Source organism: Streptomyces silaceus, assembly GCF_001419745.1.
In the GTDB taxonomy this organism is placed as follows: domain Bacteria; phylum Actinomycetota; class Actinomycetes; order Streptomycetales; family Streptomycetaceae; genus Streptomyces; species Streptomyces silaceus.
The window spans coordinates 1-23,864 of sequence record NZ_LIRJ01000112.1; the positions used below are offsets into that span (position 1 = coordinate 1).

Genomic DNA, 23,864 nt, shown 5'->3' on the forward strand with positions numbered 1-23,864 from the left:
GGCGAGGCCGAGCAGCGCGATGAACTCGTCGTAGAACTGCTGCTCCAGGGAGCCGACGGCCATGTACCCGCCGTCGGCCGTCCCGTAGGTGCCGTAGAAGGGACAGCCGCCGTCGAGGAGGTTGGCGCCGCGGCGGTCCTGCCAGCCGCCGGCCGCCAGCATGCCGTGGATCATCGCGGAGAGATGGGCCGTGCCGTCCACGATCGCGGCGTCCACGACCTGGCCCGTGCCGTGCACGCGCGCGTGGTGGAGCGCGGCGAGGATGCCGACGACGAGATAGAGCGAGCCGCCCGCGTAGTCGCCCACGAGGTTCGCGGGGATCGCGGGCGGCTCGTCGGGGTTGCCGATCATGCCGAGGGCGCCGGTGATGGCGATGTAGGAGATGTCGTGCCCGGCGCGCTGGGCGAGCGGGCCCTCCTGGCCCCAGCCGGTCATCCGGCCGTAGACGAGCCGCGGGTTGCGGGCGTGGCACTCCTCGGGGCCCACGCCGAGGCGCTCGGCGACGCCGGGCCGGTAGCCCTCGATGAGCACGTCGGCGCGCTCGACGAGGTCGAGGACGCGGGCCGCGCCGTCGGCGGCCTTCAGGTCGACGACGACGGAGCGCTTGTTGCGGTTGGTGACGTCGTACTCGGGGTTGATCGCGAGACCGCTGCCGCCCGGCCGGTCGACGCGGACGACGTCGGCGCCCAGATCGGCCAGGAGCATGGCCGCGAACGGGCCGGGCCCGATGCCCGCAAGCTCCACCACCCGCACCCCGGCGAGCGGTCCGTGAACGCCCTTGCCCGGCACTGCCATTGAGCCCCCAGCGCTATGACACAACTGATGTAACACCAGTGATGCTAAGAACGTGTTCCACCGTGCACAAGCCCCTGGCGAGCAAGCGCTTAGCCAATTCTGGCCCGCGGCTCCCGCCGGCAGCGGGCGGCGCCTAGCCTGAGGACATGGATTCCGTACTGGTCAGCGCGTGTCTGCGGGGAGTTCCGTGCCGCTACGACGGCCGCGACAAGGCCTCGCCCCGGCTCGACGAAGCGGTGGCGGGACGCGAGGTCGTGTCGTTCTGCCCCGAGGCCGCCGGGGGCCTGCCGACGCCGCGCCGGCCCGCCGAACTGGTCGGCGGCGACGGGCACGACGTCCTGGACGGCACCGCGCGGGTCGTCGAGGACACCGGGCGCGATGTGACGGCCGCGTTCGTGGCCGGCGCGCGGCGCGCGCTGGCGGCCGCCCGGCACGGCGGCTGCACGGAGGCGCTGATGATGCCCCGCAGCCCGTCGTGCGGGCGCGGGGCGGTGTACGACGGGTCGTTCGGCGGGGAGCTGGTGGCCGGGGACGGGGTGACCGCGGCGCTCCTCGAACGGAACGGGATCGCGGTGCGGAACGCTCCGGGGGTGTGAATCCGCCAGGTCGTCGCGCGCGGGCCGCGCTCACCCCGCGCGGGCGTCCAGCTCCGCGACGAGCTTCTTCGTGGCGATCGCCCGGTAGCTCTCCTCGACCCAGTCGCACAGCAGCTCGGCCGCGGGGGCGCCCCGCTCCTCCAGGGGGATGCGCACCCAGCCCGACCGGCCGAGGCCGTACCCCGCGGGCTCGGCGCCCGGCGCGGTCAGGGCGTGCGCGTGCGCCGCCTCGTCCGTGAGCTTGACGGTGATCCCCATGGGGTGACTGCCGTCGCCCATGCCGAGGAAGACGAACACCTTCCTGTTGACCTTCGCGACCGACTCGCCCCACGGGAACTCCTCGGTGGCACCCGGCATCCCGAGCGCGAAGACCCGCACGCTCTCCCACTTCTTCACGGCGCCTTTCGGGACAGCCATGGACACCTCCTGGTCGCGGCCCGCCCCTCTCACGCTAGCCTCGGCCACCGACAACTGCCCGGGGGCGTACGGCTGAGAGGTGCCATGACGGGTCGCAACGGCAAGAACAGTGATCGCGCATACGACATCGTGCTCTTCGGAGCGACGGGGTTCGTCGGGGTGCTCACCGCGGAGTACCTCGCCGCGCACGCGCCCGAGGGGCTGCGCTGGGCCCTCGCGGGCCGCGACACCACGAAGCTGGAGAAGCTGCGGGAGCGCCTGGCCGAGGACCACCCGGCCTGCGCCGGGCTCCCGCTGGTGCGGGCCGACGTGGCGGACCCCGCGTCCCTGCGCGACATGGCGGGACACGCGCGCGTGGTCGCCACGACCGTCGGCCCCTATCTGGCCTACGGGCAGGACCTGGTCGCCGCGTGCGCCGAGGCGGGCACGGACTATCTGGACCTCACGGGCGAGCCGGAGTTCGTGGATCTCATGTACGTCCGGCACGACGCCGAGGCCCGGGAGACCGGGGCGCGCATCGTGCACTCCTGCGGCTTCGACTCGGTCCCGCACGACCTGGGGGCGTACTTCACGGTGGGACAGCTGCCGGAAGGCGTGCCGCTGCGGGTCGACGGATTCGTTCGGGCCGCCGCCCAGTTCTCCGGCGGCACCTTCGCCTCCGCGCTCAACCAGTTCGGGCGGGGCCCGCAGATGCTGGCCGCCGCGAAGGACCGGCGGCGGCACGAACCCCGCCTCGTGGGCCGCAAGGCGTACGCGCCGCCGAGCGCGCCCCGGTACGCGGGCGAGGTCGGCGCGTGGGCGCTGCCGCTGCCGACGATCGACCCGCAGGTGGTGCAGCGCTCGGCGCGGGCCCTGGACCGGTACGGGCCGGACTTCCGCTACCGGCACTACGCGGCCGTGAAGTCGCTGCCGGTCGCGGTGGGCGGCGCCCTCGCCGTCGGCGGTCTGGTCACGGCGGCCCAGCTGCCCGCCGCGCGGCGGTGGCTGTCGGGGCGGCTCAGGCCCGGGGACGGCCCGAGCGACGAGCGGCGCGCCAAGTCGTCGTTCTCGGTGCGGTTCGTCGGCGAGGGCGGCGGCAAGCGGGTCTTCACCGAGGTCTCCGGCGGCGACCCCGGCTACGACGAGACGGCGAAGATGCTGGGCGAGGCGGCGATGTGCCTCGCGCTGGACGACCTGCCGCGGACCGCGGGACAGGTGACGACGGCCGTGGCGATGGGGGACGCGCTGCTGGAGCGGCTGCGGGCCGCGGGGCTCGCGTTCCGGGTGGCGTCGGTCCGCTAGCACGGCGGACGGGTGCCCGCCCCCTGCTGGGGCGGGCACCCGTCGGCGCGGAGCTGCCGGTGCCTAGGCGACCGGCACGGGGTAGGTCGGGTACTCGACCCCGGAGACGTACTGGACGACCCGGATGACCTGGCACGAGTAGCCGAACTCGTTGTCGTACCAGAGGTAGAGGATCGCGTTGTCGCCGTCGACCTTGGTGGCGCCGGCGTCGACGATCGAGGCGTGGCGCGAGCCGACGAAGTCCATCGACACCGCGTCGGGCGCCGTCGTGAAGTCGATCTGACGCTTCAGCGGCGAGTGCAGCGACACGTCGCGCAGGTAGTCCAGGACCTCGTCGCGGGTGGTCTCGCGGCCCAGGCGCAGGCTGAGGATGGCGATCGAGACGTCCGGCACGGGCACGCGGATCGAGCTGCCGGTGATCGGGGCCTTGAGGTCGGGCAGCGCCTTCGCGACGGCGGAGGCGGCACCGGTCTCGGTGATGACCATGTTGAGCGGCGCGGAGCGGCCCCGGCGGTCGGCCTTGTGGTAGTTGTCCAGCAGGTTCTGGTCGTTGGTGAACGAGTGGACGGTCTCCACGTGGCCGCGCAGCACGCCGTACTCGTCCGCCATCGCCTTCAGCGGCGGGACGATCGCGTTCGTGGTGCAGGAGGCGCAGGACAGGATCTGCTCGTCCGGCTTGATCGTGTCGTGGTTGACGCCGTGCACGATGTTGGGCACGTCGCCCTTGCCGGGGGCGGTGAGGACGACCTTGTCGATGCCGGGGCGCAGGTGCTGGGAGAGCCCCTCGCGGTCGCGCCACTTGCCGGTGTTGTCGATCAGGATGGCGTTCTCGATGCCGTACGCCGTGTAGTCGACCTCGGACGGGTCGTTGGCGTAGATGACCTTGATCTCGTTGCCGTTGGCGACGATCGTGCTGTTCGCCTCGTCGACGGTGATCGTGCCCTGGAACTGGCCGTGGATCGAGTCGCGGCGCAGCAGCGAGGCGCGCTTCACGAGGTCCTGGTCGCCGCCCCCGCGCACGACGATGGCGCGCAGCCGCAGGCCGTTGCCCGAGCCGGACTTCTCGATGAGGAGGCGGGCGACGAGTCGGCCGATGCGGCCGAAGCCGTACAGGACGACGTCGCGGCCCTCGCCGCGCTCGGCCTTGTTGGCGCCGATGGCACCGGAGACCGCCTCGGCGGTGAACTGCTCGACGGTCAGACCGCGGTCGTCGGCCTTGTAGGCCTCCGCCAGCAGGGCCAGGTCGATCTGCGACGGGCCGAGGTCGAGCGTCGTGAGGGCCTGCAGGAACGGCAGCGTCTCGGTGACCGAGAGCTCCTCGCCGGCGATCTGGCGGGCGAATCGGTGGGTCTTCAGGATGCTGACCACCGACTTGTTCACCAAGGAGCGGCTGTGCAGCAGGACGGTGACGTCCCGCTCGCGGTGCAGCTTCCCGATGACGGGGATCATCGACTCCGCGATCTCCTCGCGGTGCTTCCAATTGGTGAACGAGTCGTCATTGACAGTCACAGGAGTATCTTTCGAGCTAGGCGGCGCTCATATGCTAACCCGACGCTCTTTTGAGCCTTCAACCGGGCGTCAGCCGGACACGGCCTCCCGCAGCGCCGCCCGGCACAGCGCGTCAGCGCGGCGCGTGGACTCCGGGAGGCGGTAGCGCGGGGTCAGGCACAGCGTGTGCGCGCAGGCACCGTCGAGATCCACCCGGTGACCCGCCGAGACGAACACCGGCTTCACGTCCTCGCGGGTGCGCAGCGCGCGGCCCACTTCCTCGGTGCCGTCCAGCAGGGGCGAGGCACTCCCCCGCGGCGCGGCCGGCGCCTCGTACGCGAAGGTGAAGGGGTTCTTGGCGACGCCGATCGTCGGCAGGCCCGTCAGGACGCCGAGGTGGCTCGCGAGCCCGAAGCGCCGCGGGTGGGCGACGCCGTAGCCGTCGCAGACGACCAGGCCCGGGTCGGCACGCAGCCCGCGCAGGGCGGCGAGGACCGTCGGGATCTCGCGGAACGCCAGCAGGCCCGGCACATAGGGGAAGGTCACCGCGCCCACCGCCGTCGCCTCCTCGATCACGTCGAGGGTGGCCGCGTCGAGCACGACGACGGCCGCGGCGACGACGTCCCGCTCGTCGTCGTAGGCGACGTCCACGCCGGTCACGTGGCCGGTGCCGGGCGGTGGTCCCGGCTCGTCGAGGACGACGCGGGTGCGCAGCTCGTCCTGGACGGCGCGCGCCGTCCGCTCGTCGGTGGGCCAGTCGCCCGGAAGTGAGTAGCTGATCATGGTGCGCGTCAGCCTAGTGGGGCCGCCGGGCGGCCCCGGAGCTTTGAACCCGGCAACCGGCAGAACCGGCCCCGGCTTCGGACCGGCATTAAAGAAGCGTAAAGATTGCCGGAAACCGGCAATGAATAGATCACTCCTGACATGTCACGATCGCCCCGTACCGAGGTGAAACGGCATGACGGGGGAAGTGATCCGATGACGGTCTTTCTGGGTCTCGGCATCGCGGGGATCGTGCTGCTGGTGCTCTCGCTCCTCCTCGACGGGGTCCTGGAGGGACTCCTCGGGGGAGCGGGCGCGCTGGACGGGCTCTTCGACGGGCTCCTTTCACTGCCGGTCGTCGCCGGGTTCGTGTCCATGCTCGGCTTCGGCGGGGCACTCGTGCTCGGTACCACCGGACTCGGCGCGGGTCCCGCCACCGTCGCGGGAGCCTGCGCCGGGACCGGAGCGGGCTGGCTCACCTGGAAGCTCACCCGCGCCCTGATGCGTGACCAGACCGCCCCGACCCCGCGCGGCGACGACCTCGTGGGGACCGCGGGCTCCGTGGTCACCGCGATCCCGGCCGACGGCTACGGCGAGGTGCTGCTGCGCCTCGCGGGCCAGCCCGTGAAGCTCTCGGCCCGCAGCTCCGTCGCCGTGGCGCGGGGCACCGAGATCTGGGTCGCCGAAACACTGTCGCCGACCTCGGTGGCCGTGCGGCCCGTGGAGCGCTGACCGGCCGCGGAGCCCCGCGCCGGACACCGGCCGGGCACCGCGCGACCGACCCGCGCACCGCACCGCAGCCGTGACCGCGCACGCCCGGACACGCCCGGGCACGACCGCGCACGCATCGACTGCCCTACGTCTTGTAACCGATCTGCCGTCCCCGGGTGGCAGGGGGGAATGCACATGAGTCCTGTTCTGATCTCCGTCGTCGGAGTCGTCGTACTCCTCGTCCTGTTGGCGCTCGTCGTCATCACGCGCTACAAGGTCGCCGGGCCCAGCGAGGCCTTCATCGTGACCGGGCGGCGCGGCAAGAAGTCCACCGATCCCCACACCGGCCAGGTCATCACCGACAACAGCGGCCAGAAGGTCGTGGTCGGCGGCGGCGTCTTCGTCGTGCCGTTCGTCCAGCAGAAGTTCACCCTCGACCTGTCCTCGCGGCACATCCCGATCGCCGTCCGCGGCGCGGTCACGCTGCGCGGTGTGAAGTCGAACCTCGAAGGCGTCGCCATCGTGAAGGTCGGCGGCACCGAGGACTCGATCCGGGCCGCGGCCCAGCGCTTCCTGGTGCAGCAGGACGGCATCGTCGGCTTCACCCAGGAGGTGCTCTCCGGCGCCCTGCGCTCCATCGTGGGACGCATGTCGGTGGAGGACATCATCCGTGACCGCGCCGCGTTCGCCGGGCAGGTCGCCGAGGAGGCCGAGGCCAGCCTGTCCGGCCAGGGCCTGGTCCTGGACGCCTTCCAGATCCAGGACATCACCACCGAGGGCTCCTACCTGGAGGACCTCGGGCGCCCGGAGGCCGCCCGCGCCAAGCAGGAGGCCGACATCGCCGAGGCCGTGGCGCGCCGCGCCGCCGAGCAGGCGCGGCTGAAGGCGGAGGAGGAGATCGCGATCGCACAGCGGACCTTCTACCTCAAGCAGGCCGAGATCAAGGCCGAGACGGACGAGGCGGCGGCGCGCGCGAGCGCCGCGGGTCCGCTGGCCGAGGCCGCGCGCCAGCAGGACGTCCTGACCGAGCAGGAGAAGGTCGCCAAGCGCCAGGCGGCGCTCACCGACAGCGAGTTGGACACCCAGGTCCGCAAGCCCGCCGACGCGGCGCGCTACCAGGCCGAGCAGGAGGCCGAGGCCCGCAGGATCGGCCTGGTCAAGCAGGCCGAGGCCGACGCCGAGCGGGCGCGGCTCACCGGTGAGGGCGAGAAGGCGCAGCGTGCCGCGCTCGCCGACGCCGTGCGCATGGAGGGTGAGGCCGAGGCCGCCGCGATCGGCGCGAAGGGCGCCGCCGAGGCCGAGGCCATGCGCAAGAAGGCCGACGCGTTCGCGCAGTACGGTGACGCCGCCGTCCTGCAGATGCTCGTCGAGGTGCTGCCGAGCGTGGTCGCCAAGGCGTCCGAGCCGCTGGGCGCGGTGGACAAGATGACGGTCATCTCGACGGACGGCGCGAGCCAGCTCTCCCGCACGGTGGCCGACAACGTCGCCCAGGGCGTCGAACTCCTCAGCTCCACCACGGGAGTGGACCTCGCCGAGATGCTCAAGGGCATCACGGGAGGCAAGGCCACGTCGCCGCAGCCGGCCGCGGCCCCGGCCGCCGCCAACGGCCGGATCGACGTGACGGACTAGCCCGGACCGCGGGGCGAAAGGCCCCTCACGTCCCGGTGCGGCGCACCGCGATCGCCAGGGTGTCGTCCTGGTGGAGCACGTCATGGAGCAGGTCCTCGGCCACCAGGCCGGGGACCTCTTCCGTGGGCGCGGCGCGGTGCCGGCACAGGGCGTCCTTGAGCCGGCGCTCGCCCTCCACCGGGTCGCGCCGGCTCTCGGTCAGACCGTCGGTGTACAGGAGCAGGACGTCGTCGGGCCCCAGCTCCGCCGTCAGGACGCGTTCGCTGCCGGGCAGGGGGAATCCGACGCCGCGCCCGCGCACCTCCAGATACCCCGCGCTGCCGTCGCCCCGGGCAACCAGTGCCGGCGGATGACTGCCGTTGGCGAGGCTGAGCGTGCCGTCGGCGGGGTTCAGCCGGGCCAGCAGCAGGGTCGCCATGACGCTCTGGTCGAAGGGCGCCAGGATGCCGTCGGTCCGCGCCACGATCGACTCCAGCGGATGGCCCTCCAGGGCGAGGGTCCGCACCGCGTGGGTGACGGTCAGCGCGGTACGCGTGCTCGTTATGCCGTGCCCGAGCGCGTCGACGACCGTGATGTGGACGGTGCCGTCCGGCAGCGTGAACCAGTCGTACAGGTCGCCGCCGGTGGGCGCCTCGTCGCTGGCCGGGGCGTAGTGCACGGCCAGTTCCAGGCCGTCGACGTGCAGCGGCCTGGGGCGCAGCGCGTCCTCCAGGGCACGCAGGGTACGGCCGTGCGCGGTGCGCAGCTGTTCGTCGCGCTCTTCGAGCTGTACGTACAGGGCGAGGACGCCGCTGTTCGTCTCGGCCAGCTCGTGCTTGAGCCTGCGGTGCTCGTCGGCCAGGGCGTCCGCGCGCGCGAGGGAGGCACGGAGCTCCTCCTCCAGGAGGGCGACGTCGGCCTCGCCGCTGTGCGCCGCCGCGGGGGTGGCCGGCGGGCGGCTCACCTGCGGCCCGCCGCCGGGGCCCGGCACACCGGCCGGCGGCAGGGGAAGGTTCCACACCACCGTGCCGTCGGGCTGGGTCCGGGCCCGCAGCGGCAGGTTGTCGGTGGCCACGTCGGGGCCGCGGTTCTGGCCCGGCAGGCGCAGGGCGAGGGTCAGCAGATGGGCGCCGTCCTCGTCGGTGTCCCGGCCGCTCAGCAGGGTGACGGGCCGGCCGCCGCCGAGGGCCGCCGCGGCGACCTCGCTCAGCGACAGCACGAGGCGCGCCCGGTCGTCGGCGGGCAGCCGGTGCCCCAGGGCGATGCTTCGTACGGTGTGCCGCAGGGCCGTGAGCGTACGGAAGGTTTCGCGGGTCATCTCATTCCCAGGTGGGGGCCGAGGGCCAGGACGGTGGCGTCGTCGCGCCGGCGGCGGTGGCTGTGGGCCAGGGACGCCGCGAGCATCACCGGGGGCAGCCTGCGGAGCGCATCGGAGGGGGCGTGCGTCCACCGGTGGTCGATCCCGTCGGTGTACAGGACCGCGGTGGTGTGCTCGCCCAGGTCCACGAAGCGGCTCCTGAGCGTGGGGAGGGTGTATCCGACGATGCCGGCCTGGCCGGTGAACTGGTGGTGGATGCCGTCGGGGGACAGCACCGCGGCACGGACGTTGCCGACGCCACAGTACTCGGCCTGTCCGGTGGTGATGCGCAGGGCGGCGACGGCTGCCCCGCGCGTGTGCCGCAGCGCCTTGTGCAGGGCGGTGAGCACGTCCGCCAGCGGGGCCGCGGGGTTCGCCAGGAAGGTCCGTTCGGCGCGCTGGGCGGCCGTGGCGGCCTCGGGTCCGTGGCCGAGGCCGTCGATGACCAGCACGGTCCGGGCGCCGCCGTGTTCGACCACGGCGTACCCGTCGCCGTTCTCCCGCTGGCCGTCGGCGGGCAGGCACAGCGCGCCCGGCGCCGCGGCGGTGCGCGGTGCGTCCGGGGCGGCGAGGCGCGCGTGGGCGAGCGTGCCAAGCCCCGCCTCGGAGCGGATGGTGAACTCCGTGGCGATCCGGCGCACGGCGCCGAGTCCGGCGCCCAGCGTGCTGGTGGTGCTGTACCCGTCCGTGAGGCTCAGGTCGATGTCGGGCATGCCGGGACCGGAGTCGACGGCGATGACGTCCAGGCTGTCGCCGAGCGGCGACCGCTGGACGAACAGGGCGCCGTTCCTCGCGTGCTTGACGATGTTGCTGGCCAGCTCGCTCGCGAGGACGGCCGCCTGGTAGGGCAGCGCGCCGGGCATCTCGCGGGCGCACGACCGGGCGTGGTCGGCCGCGCTCTGCACGGCGCTGGGGTGGTCGATGGCGATGTGCGTGGAGCGGGCCGCCGTGGCGGTGTTCACCGCGGTCCGACCCAGCGCAGGACGGTCACGGTCGTGCCGCTGCCGGGGACGGACCGCACCTGGAACTCGTCCATGAGACGGCGCGCGCCGCCCAGCCCGTGCCCGAGACCGGCACCGGTGGTGTACCCGTCCGTGAGCGCCTCGTCGATGTCGGCGATGCCCGGCCCCTGGTCGCTCACCACGAGGCGCAGCCCCCGGCGGCCGTTGCGCTGGACGATCTCCAGGGTGAGCGTGCCCCCGCCGCCGTGCACGTAGGCGTTGCGGGCCAGTTCGCTGGCGGCCGTGACGATGCGCGTCTGGTCCACGAGCCCGAACCCGACTCTCAGCGTCGCCTCACGGACCGCGTGGCGGACCGAGAGGAGGTCCTCCTCCGCGCGGATGACGTGCTCGGCACGGGTGCCGTCGGTCTCCGAGAGACCCTCGGCGAGGGCGGGGCGGACGGACGTTTCCTCGATGTCACGGTAGAGGGACAACGGGTTCCCCCTTTGGGGGTCGGGGTGCGGGCTGCCAGCCCAGCGCGATCATTCCCTGCTCCGCGTTGAGCGTGGTCTCCACACCGGACAGCTGCAGTCCCAGTTCGACCAGGGTGATCGCGACCGCCGGGCGCATGCCGGCCACGATGACCCGCGCACCCAACAGCCGTGCCGTGGTCGTCAGTTCCATCAGCGTGCGGGCGACGAACGAGTCGATGATCTCCAGCCGCGAGATGTCGATGAGGATCGCGCGGGCCCGGTCGGCGACGATGCGCTCCGTCAGCTCCTCGGTGAACGCGACCGCGGCCTTGTCGTCGAGTTCGTTGAGCAGGCCGGTGACCAGCACGTCACCGAGCCGCAGGATGGGTACGCCGCTCAAGCCGCCGTTCACCGCGCGTCCGCGGGCGAGGCGAGATGGAGCGACGGGTCCCTGAGCAGGGGGATGGCGGCGGCGAGGGCGTCGGCGAGGGTCGCGCGCGTCAGGATGTTCGACAGGTCGATGCCGAGCTGGGCGATGATCTGGGCGATCGGCGGGCGGATGCCGCTGATCACGCAGTCGGCGCCCATCAGCCGTACGGCGTTGACCGTCTGCATCAGGTGGTGCGCCACCGCGGTGTCGACCGTGGGCACCCCCGTGATGTCGATGATGGCGACCTGCGCCTCGTCCCGCTCGATGGCCTCCAGGAGGTTCTCCATCACGACCTGGGTCCGCGTGGTGTCCAGGGTGCCGATCAGCGGCACGGCGAGGACGCGTTCCCACAGGCGCACCACCGGCGTGGAGACTTCGAGGAGTTGGCGGCTCTGACGCCGGATGATCTCCTCGCGGCCCTCGACGTAGATCTCGAAGGACATCGCGCCGGCGGTGTCGAGGAGGCGGTTGATGAACAGCGCGACGTGGTACAGCGCGGTGACGTCGCCCTTGGGCGTGTTCTCCTGCACCGCTTCCAGCAGCGCTTCCTTCAGTGCCAGTACGGCCAGTGAGGTGGCCGTGGGCGTCGCGCCGCCGCGTGCGCGGCGCAGCGACAGGTCCGTGACGGCCTGCCGCAGGCCGGGGTGCGCGGCCACGACGTCCTGCACCGCGTGCTCGGTCTCCAGACCGGCGAGCAGGGCCTCGACCAGGGAGTCGGCCTCCTCGTTCAGCTCGGCCGTGGTGATGCCGGTGTCCAGGACGGCCCGCTCCGACTGGAGCTCCACCCATCGGTCGGCCACCTTCTCGCCTTGCTCGCGCAGGGTGGCACTGACGCGCGACCGGGCCTCGGACTCACTGGTGTTCATTCCATCCACCTTAGCAATTGTTGTCGCGCGGCAAATGTTATCCCGAGGCCGACGATCTTCTGACGCGCGGAGGTCACGATGCGTCAACTGCGGCACCCGGCAGCGCCCTTGACCGACTCCCCGCCGGGGCCCAGCAGTACCGTCACCCCTGCCCAGCTCACACGCAGAAGTATCGTTACCACCAGTTCGACCGTCTGCATGTACCTGGATGCACCGAAAGTAAACCCACGCGATCAGGGGAACCGCCGCCGTCCCGCTCCCGCCGGGACCGCGCGCACCGGGATCAGGCCGACTCGACCGCCCGGGCGCCCGCGGAGCCGGTACGGGGCTCGGTCCCCTCCACCGCCCGACGGAAACCGCCCAGCCCTTTCACCAGAGCGGAGCGTTCGGCGGGCCGCATCGTCGAGATCGCCTCGAGCAGGGCTCCTTCCCGGCGGGCCCGCAGATCCTTGAGGTAACTTTCTCCCCGGCTCGACAAGCGCAGTTCGAGTTCGCGGCGACTGGCTGAACTGAGGGACCGCTCAATGAAGCCCAGGGCATGAAGGCGGTCACACATACGACTCACCGAAGACGGCGCCGACCCCAAGTGCTCACCGAGCGTGCGGAGGTTGATTCCCTGAGCGCCGTCCAGGGCGAACAGCACCCGCAGCTGGGACGACGACACGGGGGCGGTCGGTGTCATGTCCCGGCCTCTCCCCCAGAGCACTTCGAGCAGTTCGATGACTTCCCTGGCGGCCTGCGCGGCCGCACCAGGATCGCCCCCGCCGGAAGTGTCGGCATCCATGCCCGCAACTGTGACACTTCGCAATGACCCTGTCAGTCGATGAGGCATGGCAGGCCGACGGCTCCTTCTCGCACTCTCGTCCCGAACAGGAACAGGTGGTACCCGACAGGTGGACAGATTCACGGCTGTGGAACGTGCCCTGCGCGACTCCGCACCGCACGCTCTGCTCGAAGCAGTGCAGGACGCGCTCGCCGTCCACTACACAGCCCGCTCCGTCGACCTGCTCATGGCCGACTACGCGACGACCATACTCCAACCGGTCAGCGCCCTCCCCTACACCGCGCGGCCCGTGCCGGTCCACACCAGTGCCCCCGGCCGCGCCTTCGGACGCCAGGAACCGCACATCGAGGCCGACGGCCACGAGGGGCAGGGCCCCGGCGGAGAGGGCGCGGAAGGCGTCGTCTGCGTGCATCTCCCGGTCAGCGTGCGCGGCGACCGCATCGGCGTCCTCACCGTGCGCCTGCCCGCCCCCGCCTGCGACCCCGACACCGTGCGCGAACTGAGCGACATCGCGGAGGTCCTCGGGCACGAGATCCTCGTGGCGGAGCGCGACACCGACCTCTATCTCCAGGCCCGGCGCGCCGACCGGCTCACCCTCGCCGCCGAGATGCAGTGGCAGCTGCTGCCCGGACGGTCCTGCTCCCGGCCGGAGTACGACATCGGGGCCCAGCTGGAGCCGGCCTACGCCATCTACGGCGACAACTTCGACTGGTCGACCTCGGCCGACCACCTGACGCTCACGGTCACCAATGGCATGGGCGAAGGCATCGAGGCCGCCCTGCTGACCAATCTGGCGGTCAACGCGCTGCGCAACGCGCGCCGCGCCGGGCTGTCGCTCGCGGACCAGGCGTGCCTGGCCGACCAGGCCCTCTACGGCCACCACCAGGGCGACGTCCATCTCTCCACGCTGCTGCTGCGCTTCGACCTCGCCACGGGAGAGGCCGAGGTCATCGACGCGGGCTCGCCGAAGATGTGGCGGCTGCGTGACGGCCGGGCCGAGCCCATCGAGCTGGACGCGCAGCTCCCGCTCGGCATGTCCGAGGACACGCCTTACACGGCGGAGCGCCTCCAGGTCCTGCCCGGGGACCGGCTCCTGTTCGTCAGCGACGGCGTCTACAACGTGGCATCGCCCTCGGGTGAGCGCTACATCGAGCGTGCGCTCACCCGGGCGATGACCAGCACCCGTCTGCTGCCGCCCTCGCAGGTGCCGCGTGCGGTGCTCCTCGAACTGTCCGGGCACCGCGGGCCGATCGACGCCGAGGACGACGCGATGATCGTGTGCCTCGACTGGCGGGGGCGCGCCTGAGACCGGCATGAGCGCAGGTCAGCCGGCGGGGGTGAGCATGCCCGCGCGCAGGCGCTCCAGGGTGCGGGCCAGCAGCCGTGAGACGTGCATCTGCGAGACGCCCAGGCGTTCGCCGATCTGCGCCTGCGTCAGCTCGTCGACGAACCGCAGGTGGAGGATCCGACGGTCGCGGTCGCCCAGTTCGGCGAGCAGGGGCGCCAGGGTGTGGAAGTCCTCGACCAGTTCGAGGGCCGGGTCCTCCTCGCCGATGAAGTCCGCGAGGGCCGCCTCGCCCTCGTCGGGGTCGCCGTGGACGGAGGCGTCCAGGGAGGTGGAGTTGTAGCCGTTGGCGGCGACCTGGGCCTCGACCACCTCGTCCTCGTCCAGGTTCATCAGGGCGGCCAGCTCCGCGACCCGCGGGGCCCGGCCGAGTCTGGTGCTGAGCTCCTCGGTGGCCTTGGCGAGTTCCACCCGGGCCTCCTGGAGGCGCCGGGGCACATGCACGGCCCAGGACGTGTCGCGGAAGAAGCGCTTGATCTCCCCCGTGATGTAGGGCACCGCGAACGTCGCGAACTGGGTGTCACGGGACAGCTCGAAGCGGTCGATGGCCTTGATCAGACCGATCATGCCGACCTGGACGATGTCCTCCATCTCGTCGGCGCGGTGCCGGAAGCGCCCGGCCGCGTACCGCACGAGGGACATGTTCATCTCGATCAGGGTGTTGCGCGCGTACTGGTACTCGGCCGTGCCCTCCTCCAGCGAGGCGAGGCGGTCGAAGAACACCCTCGACAGGTCCCGGGCGTCCTGCGGGGTCATGGTCCGCGGCGCGGTGATCTCCGGCAGCGTCTCGCTCCCGGTGCTTGCCCGTGTTCCCGTCACCATCGTCATGTTGCCCTCCTTGTCGGCCGGCTCTGCGCGTCCTCCGGAACGCCGGTGGAACGGCTCCGGTGAACCGCGACTACCCCGAAGTGATCACTTCATGTCAGTCGATCGCACAACTCCACGATCTGGCCGGGACGTTCGTACAGTCTCGCGGTTCGCCCGCGTCAAAGGCGTTGAACCCGCCATTTTCGGGCAAGAGATCCTCTCGTACGGCCCTCACCTGCTATTGCCGTACCGACGCACGAGAAGGAGGAGGCTGATGCGGACACCGCACGCACCGCTCGACACCGCACCGCCGGAGACGGCCACCTTCGACAAGAAGCCAGAATCCGTCACGGACGCGCGGGACCTCACCCGTGACTTCGTGGCCGGACTCACCCCGGCCGTCGGCGACCAGGCCGCCGCGACCATCGAACTCGTCGTCTCCGAGCTCATCACCAACGTGGTGCGCCATGCCCGCGGAGCCCTGTGCTCCCTGCAGCTTCAGGCCCGCACCGACGGCATCACGATCGCCGTCTCCGACGCGGACCCACGGCCGCCCCGGGAGCGCGCTCCCGATCTGGAGGGCGGTACGGGCGGGTTCGGCTGGCCCATGGTCCAGAACCTGGCCAGGGCCGTGAGCGTCACCTTTGACGCGACCAGCAAGACCATCCGGGCGGAACTCGCGAGGTAGCGCCCCCGGTGTCCGGCCGCGCCCTCCGGGCGGCGACACTCCGTCCATGAATCCGGACTGCGGTACTCCGCCCCTGGCATGGACCCTGCGCTCCGCGAGGACGGCGGACAGAGAGGCCATCGCGGAACTGCGCGCGATCGTGATGCGGCCGGACCTCGAACGGCTCGGGCGGTTCGACCCGCACCGGGTGCGGCAGCGGCTGCGGGACTCCTTCTCGGCCGAGCACACGTCCGTGATCGAGAGCGACGGCGCCTTCACGGGATCCGTCACCCTGCGGCCCGGCGAGGACGGCCACTGGCTCGAACACTTCTACCTCGACCCGCGGGCGCAGGGGCGCGGCCTCGGCTCGGCCGTCCTCGGCTCGCTCCTGGAGCGCACCGACGCCGAGGGGGCGGCCGTCCGCCTCGACGTCCTCCAGGGCAGCTCCGCCCGGCGGCTGTACGAGCGGCACGGATTCACGGTGGAGACGGAGGACCCGGTCGACGTCTTCATGGTGCGCCCGCCCCGGACGGACGCCTGGCCGGCGGCCCGTTCGGGCCGCCGGGTAGCCTCGCGATCATGTTCATTCTCGAATTGACCTACACCGCGCCGGTCGCCGCCGTCGACGAGCACCTCGCAGCGCACGTGGCCTGGCTCGACGCGCAGTACGAGGCCGGCGTCTTCATCGCCTCCGGGCGCAAGAACCCGCGCGACGGCGGCGTGATCATCGCCGTCGCGGACGACCGTGCGCGGATCGAGGAGATCACCGCCGCGGACCCGTTCACGGTCGCCGGGGTGTGCGCGTACCGCGTCACCGAGTTCTTCGCGACGAAGACGGCCCCGGAGCTCGCCGCCTACCGCGAGCAGCTGCCCGCCTAGCGCGGCTCCAGGCGGGCGATCCTGCCCTTCTCGCCGGATGCCCAGCAGCCCCGGTCCCGGGCGCAGTCGACGGTGTCGTACGAACCCGTATCGACCGTGCGCCAGGTCCTGCCGCCGTCCGTCGTGACGTCCGTGCCCGTGGGGCCGACCGCGAGGGCCGTGCCGCGGCTGTGCGGGAACCACGTCACGCCCGAGCGGTAGGCCGGTGGCGGGCGGGCGGCGGGGTCCCAGGTGCGGCCGCCGTCGCGGGTGACCGCCGCCGCCTTCGGCGAGGCCTGGTCGGCGCGGTAGTCGCCGCCGACGGCGATGCCGTGGGCGCGGTCGCGGAAGGCCAGCCCGAAGACGCCACGGGCCGGATCGCCCGCCGGGATCGGGGCGTCGGTGGCCGTCCAGGTCAGACCGCGGTCGGCGGAGTGCAGGACGCGCGCGCGGGCCGCCCCGCCGGTGGCCAGCCACACGTCGCGCGGCCCCGAGCTCACCAGGCACTGGCCGCTCGCCGCGAAGGCCGCCTCGCCCTCCTGGGCGGCGGGCATGCCGGCGTTCGGCAGCACCTTCCAGGACCGGCCGCCGTCGGCGGTGGACAGGATGCGGTACTTGCCGTCGACGGGGTCGCTCATCGCCAGGCCGTGGCGGCGGTCGAAGAAGGTCATGCAGTCGTAGAAGGCCTTGGCGTCGGTGTTGCGGAAGGACTCCGTCCAGGTCGCCCCGCCGTCCTCGGTGCGCAGCACCCGGGACGCCTCGCCCTCGCCGATGGCGAGGACCACCGCGCGGCGGCCGTCGAAGGCCTCCACATCGCGGAACTCCAGATCGGCGGCGCCCGGTGGGGAGACATCGCGCCAGGTCTCGCCGCCGTCGGTCGTACGCAACACCGTCCCCTTGGTTCCCGCCACCCAGGCCGTCCGACCGCTGACGGCGGCGAGACCGCGGAAGCGCGCGTCGGTGCCGCTGTCCTTGAGCTGCCAGCGTGGCGCCCCCTTCGACGGGTGTCCGCGGCCGTCCGCCTGCGCGGTCCCCGGCGCCGCGAGGACGGCCCCCGCGAGCGCCGCGCCGCACAGTCCCGCCAGTACCGTGCGCCTCATCGACTTCGTCTTCCCCATGCCCCTCATGGCGGGCGAAGCTAGCCGACCCGCCGGGCCTCGTCCAGATGGCCGGAAGGCGTCCCCCGTGCGGTGAGCGACGGGAACCGCGCGGGCCGCCACGGTGTCGCGGTGACAGAGGTCACTCGCTCTCACCCGCTCTCCGTGTGCACGGATCTCGTCATTCCGTCGTCTATCCAGGTGCCGAACCCCAGTCGTCCAGCAGTCAGTGAGGGAGCAGGCGTTGTCCACCGTCATCGAGCAAGCCGTAGAGGCCCGCCTCGTCGCCGCCGCGCCGCGGATGCCGACCATTCCCGCCTCGCTCCACTACGACCTGCGGGATCCTTTCGCCGTGCGGATGAGCTTCCCCGCGCCGGCGACCCTCGAGGGCATCGAGGTCTACTGGACCTTCGCCCGCGAACTGCTGACCCAGGGCGTCGAGCGCCCGGCGGGCGACGGCGACGTGCGCGTGCGCCCGTACGGCTTCGACCGCACGGTCGTGGAGTTCCACGCGCCCGAGGGCACCGCGATCGTCCACGTCCGCACCGGCGACCTGCGCCGCTTCCTGCACCGCACGACGGCGCTCGTGCCCCTCGGCCAGGAGTTCCGCCACGTCGACCTGGACCAGGACCTGGCCGAGCTGATGCGGGACGCCTGCTGAGAGAAGCCCGCTGAGGGAAGCCCCCGAGGGCCCTCCCTCTCCCTCACCGGCTTCCCTGTCACGCCCCCGCGGCTCTCAGCCGCCCCCGGAGCGCGCGACCTCCGCCGACGCGATCGCCGTGGCCAGTGCCTTGCGGAGGTGGCGCATCAGCTCCCGCAGCTCCGGCGACCCGCCCGCGCTGCGGTCGGTCAGCTCCTCCAGCCTGTCCTTGTGACGCCTGCGGTCCCTGCCGGTGACGACCGGGCGCAGCTTCCCGGTGGCCGCGCACACGACGAGCGCCGCCTCGCGCTCACCGACCTCCTCGACCGGCTGCGGTCCCCGCAGCACGGCGAGCACCTCCGCGTGCAGGGCCTCCGCGTATCCCGTGCGCTCCAGCTCCCAGTGCCGGGTGGGAAAGACACCGAGGGCGCGCCTGCGCTCGGCGCGCAGATAGCCGTGGGCGGTCAGCTGGTCGCGGACCGCGCTCAGGGTGGCGCGGGAGCGGTACGTCAGCCAGCCGCGCCACTTGCGCGGGCGGGAGCGCTCGACCGCTTCGAGCAGGCCGTCCAGGACCGTGTCGCCGGTGCGCGCGCCCACGGCCGGTGCGACGGTGCCGCCCGACTCGCGCAGCAGGCCGCGCTGCGCCAGCTCCGTGAGCGCCCCGGCGCGGACCACGAGGTGCAGGTCGGGTCCGCCGGTGAATCTGCCCTTGTCCGGGTGGTAGGCGAGCAGGAAGAGCTTGGCGGGCAGGGACAGCGTTCCGAAGTGCACGGCGCCTCCTCGGCCGGTGGGCCGGACGATAAAACGTTGACACGCACCTGGGGCCTTCGTACGGTGTACAGCGGTTCTGTTGCCGTCGATAGGAGAAGGACGTTGCTCGTCTGAGGTCATGAGACACCGCGTCACGCAGCTTTCGCTGTCGTGCACGCCGTTGTGCGACCTCGGCATCCGAGCCGTCCCGTCCCCCGGCACAGGCCTTCCTTCTTCTCCCGGCCTCTCCACCGCCGCGGTGTCTCGAACGCGTTGCCCCTGACCACGCTCGACTCACGCAACCGCGAGGCCCGTATGTCTCCTACCCCCACCTCTCTCACCTGTACGTCGCTCTCCTTCGCCTGGGCCGACGGCACCGGCGTCTTCGACGGCCTCCAGGTGGCCTTCGGTCCCGGCAGGACCGGGCTCATCGGCACCAACGGCTCGGGGAAGTCCACCCTGCTGAAGCTCGTCGCCGGCGAGCTGACGCCCACCGAGGGCGCCGTGCGCGTCGTCGGCGAGGTCGGCTATCTGCCGCAGAACGTCACGCTCGACACCGGTGCCCGGGTCGAGGACGTGCTCGGCATCACCGCGACGCGCGCCGCCCTGCACGCCATCGAGGCGGGCGACGTGCGCGAGGAGCACTTCGCCGCCGTCGGCGACGACTGGGACGTCGAGGAGCGCGCCCGCGTCACCCTCGACGAGCTCGGGCTCGGCCACATCGGCCTGGACCGCACCACGGGCGAGGTGTCGGGCGGCGAGTCGGTGCTGCTGCGCCTGGCCGCGCTGCTGCTGCGCCGGCCGGACGTCCTGCTGCTCGACGAACCCACCAACAACCTCGACCTGTACGCCCGTCGGCGCCTGTACGCGGCCGTCGAGGCGTGGTCCGGGGTCCTGGTCGTGGTCAGCCACGACCGTGAACTCCTGGAGCTCGTCGACCAGATCGCCGATCTGCACGAGGGCGAGGTGCGGTGGTACGGCGGGAACTTCAGCGCGTACGAAGCGGCGCTCGCCACCGAGCAGGAGGCGGCGGAGCGCATGGTGCGCGTCGCCGAGTCCGATCTGCGCAGGCAGAAGCGCGATCTGGCCGACGCCCAGGTGAAGCTCGCCCGCCGCAAGCGGTACGGCCAGAAGATCCAGGACAGCGGCAGCCTGCCGAAGATCCTCGTGGGCGCGCGCAAGCGGGCCGCGCAGGAGTCGGCCGGCAAGCACCGCATCATGCACCAGGAGAAGCTCGCCGAGGCGAAGGAGCGCCTGGACGACGCCGTCGAGGCGGTGCGGGACGACGACGAGATCCGCGTCGACCTGCCGCGCACCCTGGTCCATCCGGGGCGCACCGTCCTGACCCTGAGCGGTCTCGAACTGCGCTACGGCGCCCGTGTGAAGGGCGAGTTCGAACTGCGCGGGCCCGAGCGGATCGCGCTGATCGGCCGCAACGGCGCGGGCAAGACCACGCTCCTGCGCACCATCTCCGGTGAGCTGGAAGCGGTCTCCGGCGAGGCGCTGACGCACGTCCCGACGCGGTTCCTGCCGCAGCGCCTGGACGTGCTCGACGACGGGCTGAGCGTCGCCGAGAACGTGGCGGCGCACGCGCCCGACGCGACCAACAACCGCGTCCGGGCGCGTCTGGCCCGCTTCCTGTTCAAGGGGGCCAAGGCCGACCAGAAGGCCGGGACCCTGTCGGGCGGGGAGCGGTTCCGGGCGGCGCTCGCGGCGCTGCTCCTCGCGGAGCCGGCGCCCCAGCTCCTCATGCTCGACGAACCGACCAACAACCTCGACATGGCGAGCGTGAAGCAGCTCTCGACGGCCCTGGAGTCGTACCAGGGCGCGCTGATCGTGGCCAGTCACGACGTACCGTTCCTGGAGTCCATCGGCATCACGCGGTGGCTGCTCCTGGACGGGGAACTGCGGGAGATCACCCAGGAAAAGAAGACAGAAGCTGTCGGGTATTCCGACTAGCTTCGCGTGCATGCACCAGGAGACGCACGCATTCATCACCATCGCCGGAGCCCGTGAGAACAACCTGAGGGAAGTGGATCTGCGCATCCCGAAGGGCCGTCTCACGGTCTTCACCGGGGTGTCCGGGTCCGGGAAGTCGTCGGTCGTCTTCGACACGATCGCGGTCGAGTCGCAGCGCCAGCTGAACGAGACCTTCACGTGGTTCGTCCGCAACCGGCTGCCGAAGTACGAGCGGCCGCACGCGGACACCATCGAGGAGCTCTCGCCCGCGATCGTGGTCGACCAGCGGCCGATCGGCGGCCACTCCCGCTCCACCGTGGGCACGATGACGGACATCTACTCCGTGATCAGGGTGCTGTTCTCGCGGCACGGCACGCCGAGCGCCGGCCCGGCGACGGCGTACTCGTTCAACGACCCGTCGGGCATGTGCCCGGAGTGCGACGGCCTGGGCCGCACGGTACGGCCCGACTACGGCCGCATCATCGACCCGGCGAAGTCCCTGGCGGACGGCGCGATCCTCTTCCCGCCGTTCGCCGTGGGGACCTGGCAGGGGCAGACGTACACGAACACGACCGACCTCGACACGCACAAGCCGGTCGGTGAATTCACCGCCGAGGAACGGCAGTTCCTGCTGCGCGGGAGCCGGGACCGGAAGAAGGTCAACGTCGACAACACGGGCGGCGCCCGCGACATCGACTACGAGGGCCTCGCCGACCGCTTCGAGCGGCTCTACCTCAACCGCGACCTGTCCACGCTCTCCCAGAAGACCCGCGACATGGTGCAGGCGTTCCTGGACGAGGGTTCCTGCCCGTCCTGCCACGGGGCCCGGCTCAACGCGGCGGCGCTCGCCACCCGCGTCAACGGCCTGGGCATCGCCGACTGCACCCGCATGGAAGTCAGCGACCTCATCGAGGAGTTGGGCCGTGTCCACGACGCGGTCGCGGGCCCGGTCGCGCAGGCGGCCGTGGCGGCCCTGGAGCGGATCGAGGCGATCGGCCTCGGCTATCTCAGCCTGGACCGCGAGACGTCCACGCTCTCGGGCGGCGAGGGCCAGCGCCTGAAGATGGTGCGCCATCTCGGCTCCAGCCTCACCGGCATGACGTACATCTTCGACGAGCCGAGCGTGGGGCTGCACCCGCGTGACGTGGGGCGCCTGAACGATCTGCTGCTCCGGCTGCGCGACAAGGGCAACACCGTCCTGGTCGTCGAGCACGACCCGGACGTGATCGCCGTGGCCGACCACGTCGTCGACATGGGCCCCCGGGCCGGGACGGGCGGCGGCCTGGTCGTCTTCGAGGGCACGCCGGACGAGCTGCGGCGCGCCGACACCCTCACCGGCCGCCACCTGCGCCGCGCCACCGGCATCAAGGAGCACCCGCGGACGCCGACCGGCGGTCACTGGATCGAGGGCGCCGACCTGCACAACCTGAAGAACGTCAGCGTGCGCGTGCCGACCGGGGTGCTCACGGCCGTCACCGGCGTCGCGGGCTCCGGCAAGAGCACGCTGGTGTCGAAGGCGTTCACCGAGGCGCATCCGGACGCCGTGGTCGTCGACCAGTCGTCCATCGGCATCTCGGGCCGCTCGACCCCGGCGACGTACCTCGGGATCATGGACACGGTGCGCAGGCTCTTCGCGCGGGAGACCGGGACGAAGGCGAGCCTGTTCAGCTTCAACTCGCACGGCGCGTGCGAGCGTTGCCAGGGACGCGGGATCATCTACAGCGACCTGGCGTTCATGGATCCGGTGACCACGACGTGCGAGGCGTGCGAGGGGCGCCGCTTCAAGGACGAGGTGCTGCGGCTGACCGTCGACGGGAAGTCCGTCGTGGACGTCCTGGAGATGACGGCCGAGCAGGCGCTGGCGTACTTCGAGCACCTCGGCGACGACGCGGTACGCCGCCGGCTGCGCGCCCTGCGCGACGTGGGGCTCACCTACCTCACGCTCGGACAGCCGCTGAGCACGCTCTCCGGCGGCGAGCGCCAACGCATCAAGCTGGCCACGCAGTTGCACCGGACGGGCACGACGTACGTCCTGGACGAGCCGACCACCGGCCTGCACATGGCGGACGTCGACGGGCTGCTCGCGATGCTCGACCGGCTGGTCGACGCGGGCAACACGGTGCTCGTCGTCGAGCACAACCTCGACGTCGTCAAGCACGCGGACTGGGTGATCGACCTCGGCCCCGACGGCGGCAAGCACGGCGGACGCGTCGTCTTCGAGGGCACGCCCGCGCAGCTCCTGCGGGCCGAAAGGTCCTTCACGGCGGAGCATCTGCGAGGCGCTCTGGGCGAGGGGCGGGCGCGCGCTGCATGATGTGCGGCACCGCCGCGCCCGGTCGGGGCGCGGCAGCCCGTCCGCCCGCGTGAGGAGAGCCAGCCGTGCCCAGCAAGAAGGCCCTGATCCGCCGCCCGGGACCGCGCCTCGCCGAGGGGCTGGTCACCCACCTGGAACGCACGCCGGTGGACGTCGGCCTCGCGCTGCGCCAGTGGGAGACGTACGTCGCGGCACTGGACGCGCACGGCTGGCAGACCTTCGAGGTGGAACCGGCGGACGAGTGCCCCGACGCGGTCTTCGTGGAGGACGCGGTGGTCGTCTTCCGCAATGTGGCGCTGATCGCCCGGCCGGGTGCCCTGCCCCGGCGCGGCGAGACGCCGGGCGTCGAGGAGGCGGTGGCCCGGCTCGGCTGCTCGGTCAACTGGGTGTGGGAGCCGGGCACCCTCGACGGCGGCGACGTCCTCAAGGTCGGCGACACGATCTACGTGGGCCGGGGCGGCCGGACCAACGCGGAGGGGGTGCGGCAGCTGCGGGCCGTCTTCGAGCCCCTCGGGGCGCGCGTCGTCGCGGTGCCCGTGTCGCGGGTGCTGCACCTGAAGTCCGCGGTGACGGCGCTGCCCGACGGGACGGTCGTCGGGTACGGGCCGCTGGTCGACAGCCCGGCCCTCTTCCCCCGTTTCCTTCCCGTACCGGAGGAGGCGGGCGGGCACGTGGTGCTGCTGGGCGGATCGAGACTGCTGATGTCGGCCGCCGCACCGAAGAGCGCGGAGCTGTTCGCCGATCTGGGATACGACCCGATTCAGGTTGATATCAGCGAGTTCGAGAAGCTCGAAGGGTGTGTGACGTGCCTCTCAGTCCGACTCCGTGAACTGCACGACTGACCAGCAATGAGGCCCCAGTTGCACAGGGGCCGGCCGGGACCCGGGATGCCGGGCCCTTTACGGCGGGTTTAACCTA

General features: G+C 72.1%; 25 protein-coding genes. 12 read left to right on the forward strand and 13 right to left on the reverse strand.

All coding sequences use genetic code 11. The features are described from left to right. Positions 1-795, reverse strand: a 795-nt coding sequence (locus tag AOK22_RS12620) for a CaiB/BaiF CoA transferase family protein (protein ID WP_079036527.1), incomplete at its 3' end; no start/stop codon positions are given. A gap of 146 nt (positions 796-941) precedes the next feature. On the opposite strand from AOK22_RS12620, the gene AOK22_RS12625 reads away from it, so the two are divergent. Continuing rightward, positions 942-1,391, forward strand: a complete 450-nt coding sequence (locus AOK22_RS12625) for a 2-thiouracil desulfurase family protein (RefSeq protein WP_055698708.1) — start codon at positions 942-944, stop codon at positions 1,389-1,391. 30 nt (positions 1,392-1,421) lie between these two features. Here AOK22_RS12625 and AOK22_RS12630 read toward each other — a convergent pair whose 3' ends face one another. After that, positions 1,422-1,808, reverse strand: a complete 387-nt coding sequence (locus tag AOK22_RS12630; protein WP_055698709.1) for an MmcQ/YjbR family DNA-binding protein — start codon at positions 1,806-1,808, stop codon at positions 1,422-1,424. Positions 1,809-1,892: 84 nt separating this feature from the next. On the opposite strand from AOK22_RS12630, the gene AOK22_RS12635 reads away from it, so the two are divergent. Next, entirely contained in the window at positions 1,893-3,089 is a 1,197-nt protein-coding gene (locus AOK22_RS12635) for a saccharopine dehydrogenase family protein (RefSeq protein WP_055698710.1), read from the forward strand. Positions 3,090-3,152: 63 nt separating this feature from the next. Here the strand turns inward: AOK22_RS12635 and AOK22_RS12640 are convergent, their stop codons facing one another. Together AOK22_RS12640 and AOK22_RS12645 are read right to left on the reverse strand one after the other, a co-directional pair. Then, a complete protein-coding gene (locus AOK22_RS12640) occupies positions 3,153-4,598 on the reverse strand; it encodes a glyceraldehyde-3-phosphate dehydrogenase (protein WP_055698711.1) in 1,446 nt (481 codons plus the stop codon). Positions 4,599-4,667: 69 nt separating this feature from the next. Next, complete coding sequence (locus tag AOK22_RS12645) at positions 4,668-5,360, reverse strand: endonuclease V (protein ID WP_055698712.1); 693 nt, start codon at positions 5,358-5,360, stop codon at positions 4,668-4,670. Positions 5,361-5,555: 195 nt separating this feature from the next. Here AOK22_RS12645 and AOK22_RS12650 point away from each other — a divergent pair, with 195 nt between their 5' ends. Both AOK22_RS12650 and AOK22_RS12655 read left to right on the forward strand, forming a co-directional pair. Next, positions 5,556-6,071, forward strand: coding sequence for a hypothetical protein (locus AOK22_RS12650; RefSeq protein WP_055698713.1), 516 nt, complete (start codon positions 5,556-5,558; stop codon positions 6,069-6,071). A gap of 174 nt (positions 6,072-6,245) precedes the next feature. Further along, positions 6,246-7,679, forward strand: a complete 1,434-nt coding sequence (locus AOK22_RS12655) for a flotillin family protein (protein WP_055698714.1) — start codon at positions 6,246-6,248, stop codon at positions 7,677-7,679. A 25-nt stretch (positions 7,680-7,704) separates the two neighbouring features. On the opposite strand, the gene AOK22_RS12660 is transcribed toward AOK22_RS12655, so the two are convergent. The 6 genes from AOK22_RS12660 to AOK22_RS12685 all read right to left on the reverse strand — a co-directional run bounded on the left by AOK22_RS12660 (position 7,705) and on the right by AOK22_RS12685 (position 12,509). Beyond that, the gene (locus AOK22_RS12660) at positions 7,705-8,976 is read right to left on the reverse strand and encodes a PP2C family protein-serine/threonine phosphatase (RefSeq protein ID WP_055698715.1); all 1,272 of its coding nucleotides are present in this window, start codon (positions 8,974-8,976) and stop codon (positions 7,705-7,707) included. After that, a complete protein-coding gene (locus AOK22_RS12665) occupies positions 8,973-9,977 on the reverse strand; it encodes a SpoIIE family protein phosphatase (RefSeq protein ID WP_055698716.1) in 1,005 nt (334 codons plus the stop codon). The genes AOK22_RS12660 and AOK22_RS12665 overlap by 4 nt, the downstream gene beginning before the upstream one ends. Beyond that, on the reverse strand, positions 9,974-10,357 hold the full coding sequence (locus AOK22_RS12670) for an anti-sigma regulatory factor (RefSeq protein WP_237773394.1): 384 nt from the start codon (positions 10,355-10,357) through the stop codon (positions 9,974-9,976). The genes AOK22_RS12665 and AOK22_RS12670 overlap by 4 nt, the downstream gene beginning before the upstream one ends. Positions 10,358-10,433: 76 nt before the next feature. After that, positions 10,434-10,829: an STAS domain-containing protein gene (locus AOK22_RS12675; RefSeq protein WP_425264021.1), complete on the reverse strand. Its 396-nt coding sequence runs from the start codon at positions 10,827-10,829 to the stop codon at positions 10,434-10,436. Between the two features lie 8 nt (positions 10,830-10,837). Next, on the reverse strand, positions 10,838-11,725 hold the full coding sequence (locus AOK22_RS12680; RefSeq protein WP_055698718.1) for an STAS domain-containing protein: 888 nt from the start codon (positions 11,723-11,725) through the stop codon (positions 10,838-10,840). Between the two features lie 283 nt (positions 11,726-12,008). Further along, positions 12,009-12,509 (reverse strand): MarR family winged helix-turn-helix transcriptional regulator, encoded by a 501-nt coding sequence (locus AOK22_RS12685; protein WP_055698719.1) that lies wholly within the window; start codon positions 12,507-12,509, stop codon positions 12,009-12,011. A 109-nt stretch (positions 12,510-12,618) separates the two neighbouring features. Between AOK22_RS12685 and AOK22_RS12690 the strand changes: the two genes are divergently transcribed. Continuing rightward, positions 12,619-13,815: a PP2C family protein-serine/threonine phosphatase gene (locus AOK22_RS12690; RefSeq protein ID WP_055698720.1), complete on the forward strand. Its 1,197-nt coding sequence runs from the start codon at positions 12,619-12,621 to the stop codon at positions 13,813-13,815. A gap of 18 nt (positions 13,816-13,833) precedes the next feature. On the opposite strand, the gene AOK22_RS12695 is transcribed toward AOK22_RS12690, so the two are convergent. Next, a complete protein-coding gene (locus tag AOK22_RS12695) occupies positions 13,834-14,682 on the reverse strand; it encodes an RNA polymerase sigma factor SigF (RefSeq protein WP_055698721.1) in 849 nt (282 codons plus the stop codon). 253 nt (positions 14,683-14,935) lie between these two features. On the opposite strand from AOK22_RS12695, the gene AOK22_RS12700 reads away from it, so the two are divergent. From AOK22_RS12700 to AOK22_RS12710, 3 genes are read left to right on the forward strand one after another with little or no spacing between them, the layout of a single operon-like run. After that, positions 14,936-15,349 (forward strand): ATP-binding protein, encoded by a 414-nt coding sequence (locus tag AOK22_RS12700; RefSeq protein ID WP_055698722.1) that lies wholly within the window; start codon positions 14,936-14,938, stop codon positions 15,347-15,349. Between the two features lie 46 nt (positions 15,350-15,395). Further along, positions 15,396-15,926, forward strand: a complete 531-nt coding sequence (locus AOK22_RS12705) for a GNAT family N-acetyltransferase (RefSeq protein ID WP_055698723.1) — start codon at positions 15,396-15,398, stop codon at positions 15,924-15,926. Continuing rightward, positions 15,908-16,207, forward strand: a complete 300-nt coding sequence (locus tag AOK22_RS12710) for a YciI family protein (protein ID WP_055698724.1) — start codon at positions 15,908-15,910, stop codon at positions 16,205-16,207. The genes AOK22_RS12705 and AOK22_RS12710 overlap by 19 nt, the downstream gene beginning before the upstream one ends. On the opposite strand, the gene AOK22_RS12715 is transcribed toward AOK22_RS12710, so the two are convergent. Continuing rightward, positions 16,204-17,286, reverse strand: coding sequence for a WD40/YVTN/BNR-like repeat-containing protein (locus AOK22_RS12715; RefSeq protein WP_055698747.1), 1,083 nt, complete (start codon positions 17,284-17,286; stop codon positions 16,204-16,206). The genes AOK22_RS12710 and AOK22_RS12715 overlap by 4 nt on opposite strands. Positions 17,287-17,527: 241 nt before the next feature. Between AOK22_RS12715 and ssgD the strand changes: the two genes are divergently transcribed. Further along, positions 17,528-17,944, forward strand: a complete 417-nt coding sequence (gene ssgD / locus AOK22_RS12720; protein ID WP_055698725.1) for a spore wall synthesis regulator SsgD — start codon at positions 17,528-17,530, stop codon at positions 17,942-17,944. Between the two features lie 75 nt (positions 17,945-18,019). Here ssgD and AOK22_RS12725 read toward each other — a convergent pair whose 3' ends face one another. Continuing rightward, positions 18,020-18,694, reverse strand: a complete 675-nt coding sequence (locus AOK22_RS12725; protein WP_055698726.1) for a GOLPH3/VPS74 family protein — start codon at positions 18,692-18,694, stop codon at positions 18,020-18,022. Between the two features lie 294 nt (positions 18,695-18,988). Here AOK22_RS12725 and AOK22_RS12730 point away from each other — a divergent pair, with 294 nt between their 5' ends. The 3 genes from AOK22_RS12730 (at position 18,989) to ddaH (ending at position 23,788) form a co-directional block, all read left to right on the forward strand. Continuing rightward, positions 18,989-20,632 carry an ABC-F family ATP-binding cassette domain-containing protein gene (locus tag AOK22_RS12730; RefSeq protein WP_055698727.1) on the forward strand — a complete coding sequence of 548 codons (1,644 nt, stop codon included), beginning with the start codon at positions 18,989-18,991 and terminating at the stop codon, positions 20,630-20,632. A gap of 10 nt (positions 20,633-20,642) precedes the next feature. After that, positions 20,643-22,946, forward strand: a complete 2,304-nt coding sequence (locus AOK22_RS12735; RefSeq protein WP_055698728.1) for an ATP-binding cassette domain-containing protein — start codon at positions 20,643-20,645, stop codon at positions 22,944-22,946. Between the two features lie 65 nt (positions 22,947-23,011). Next, on the forward strand, positions 23,012-23,788 hold the full coding sequence (ddaH, locus tag AOK22_RS12740; RefSeq protein WP_055698729.1) for a dimethylargininase: 777 nt from the start codon (positions 23,012-23,014) through the stop codon (positions 23,786-23,788). Positions 23,789-23,864: the final 76 nt, after the last annotated feature.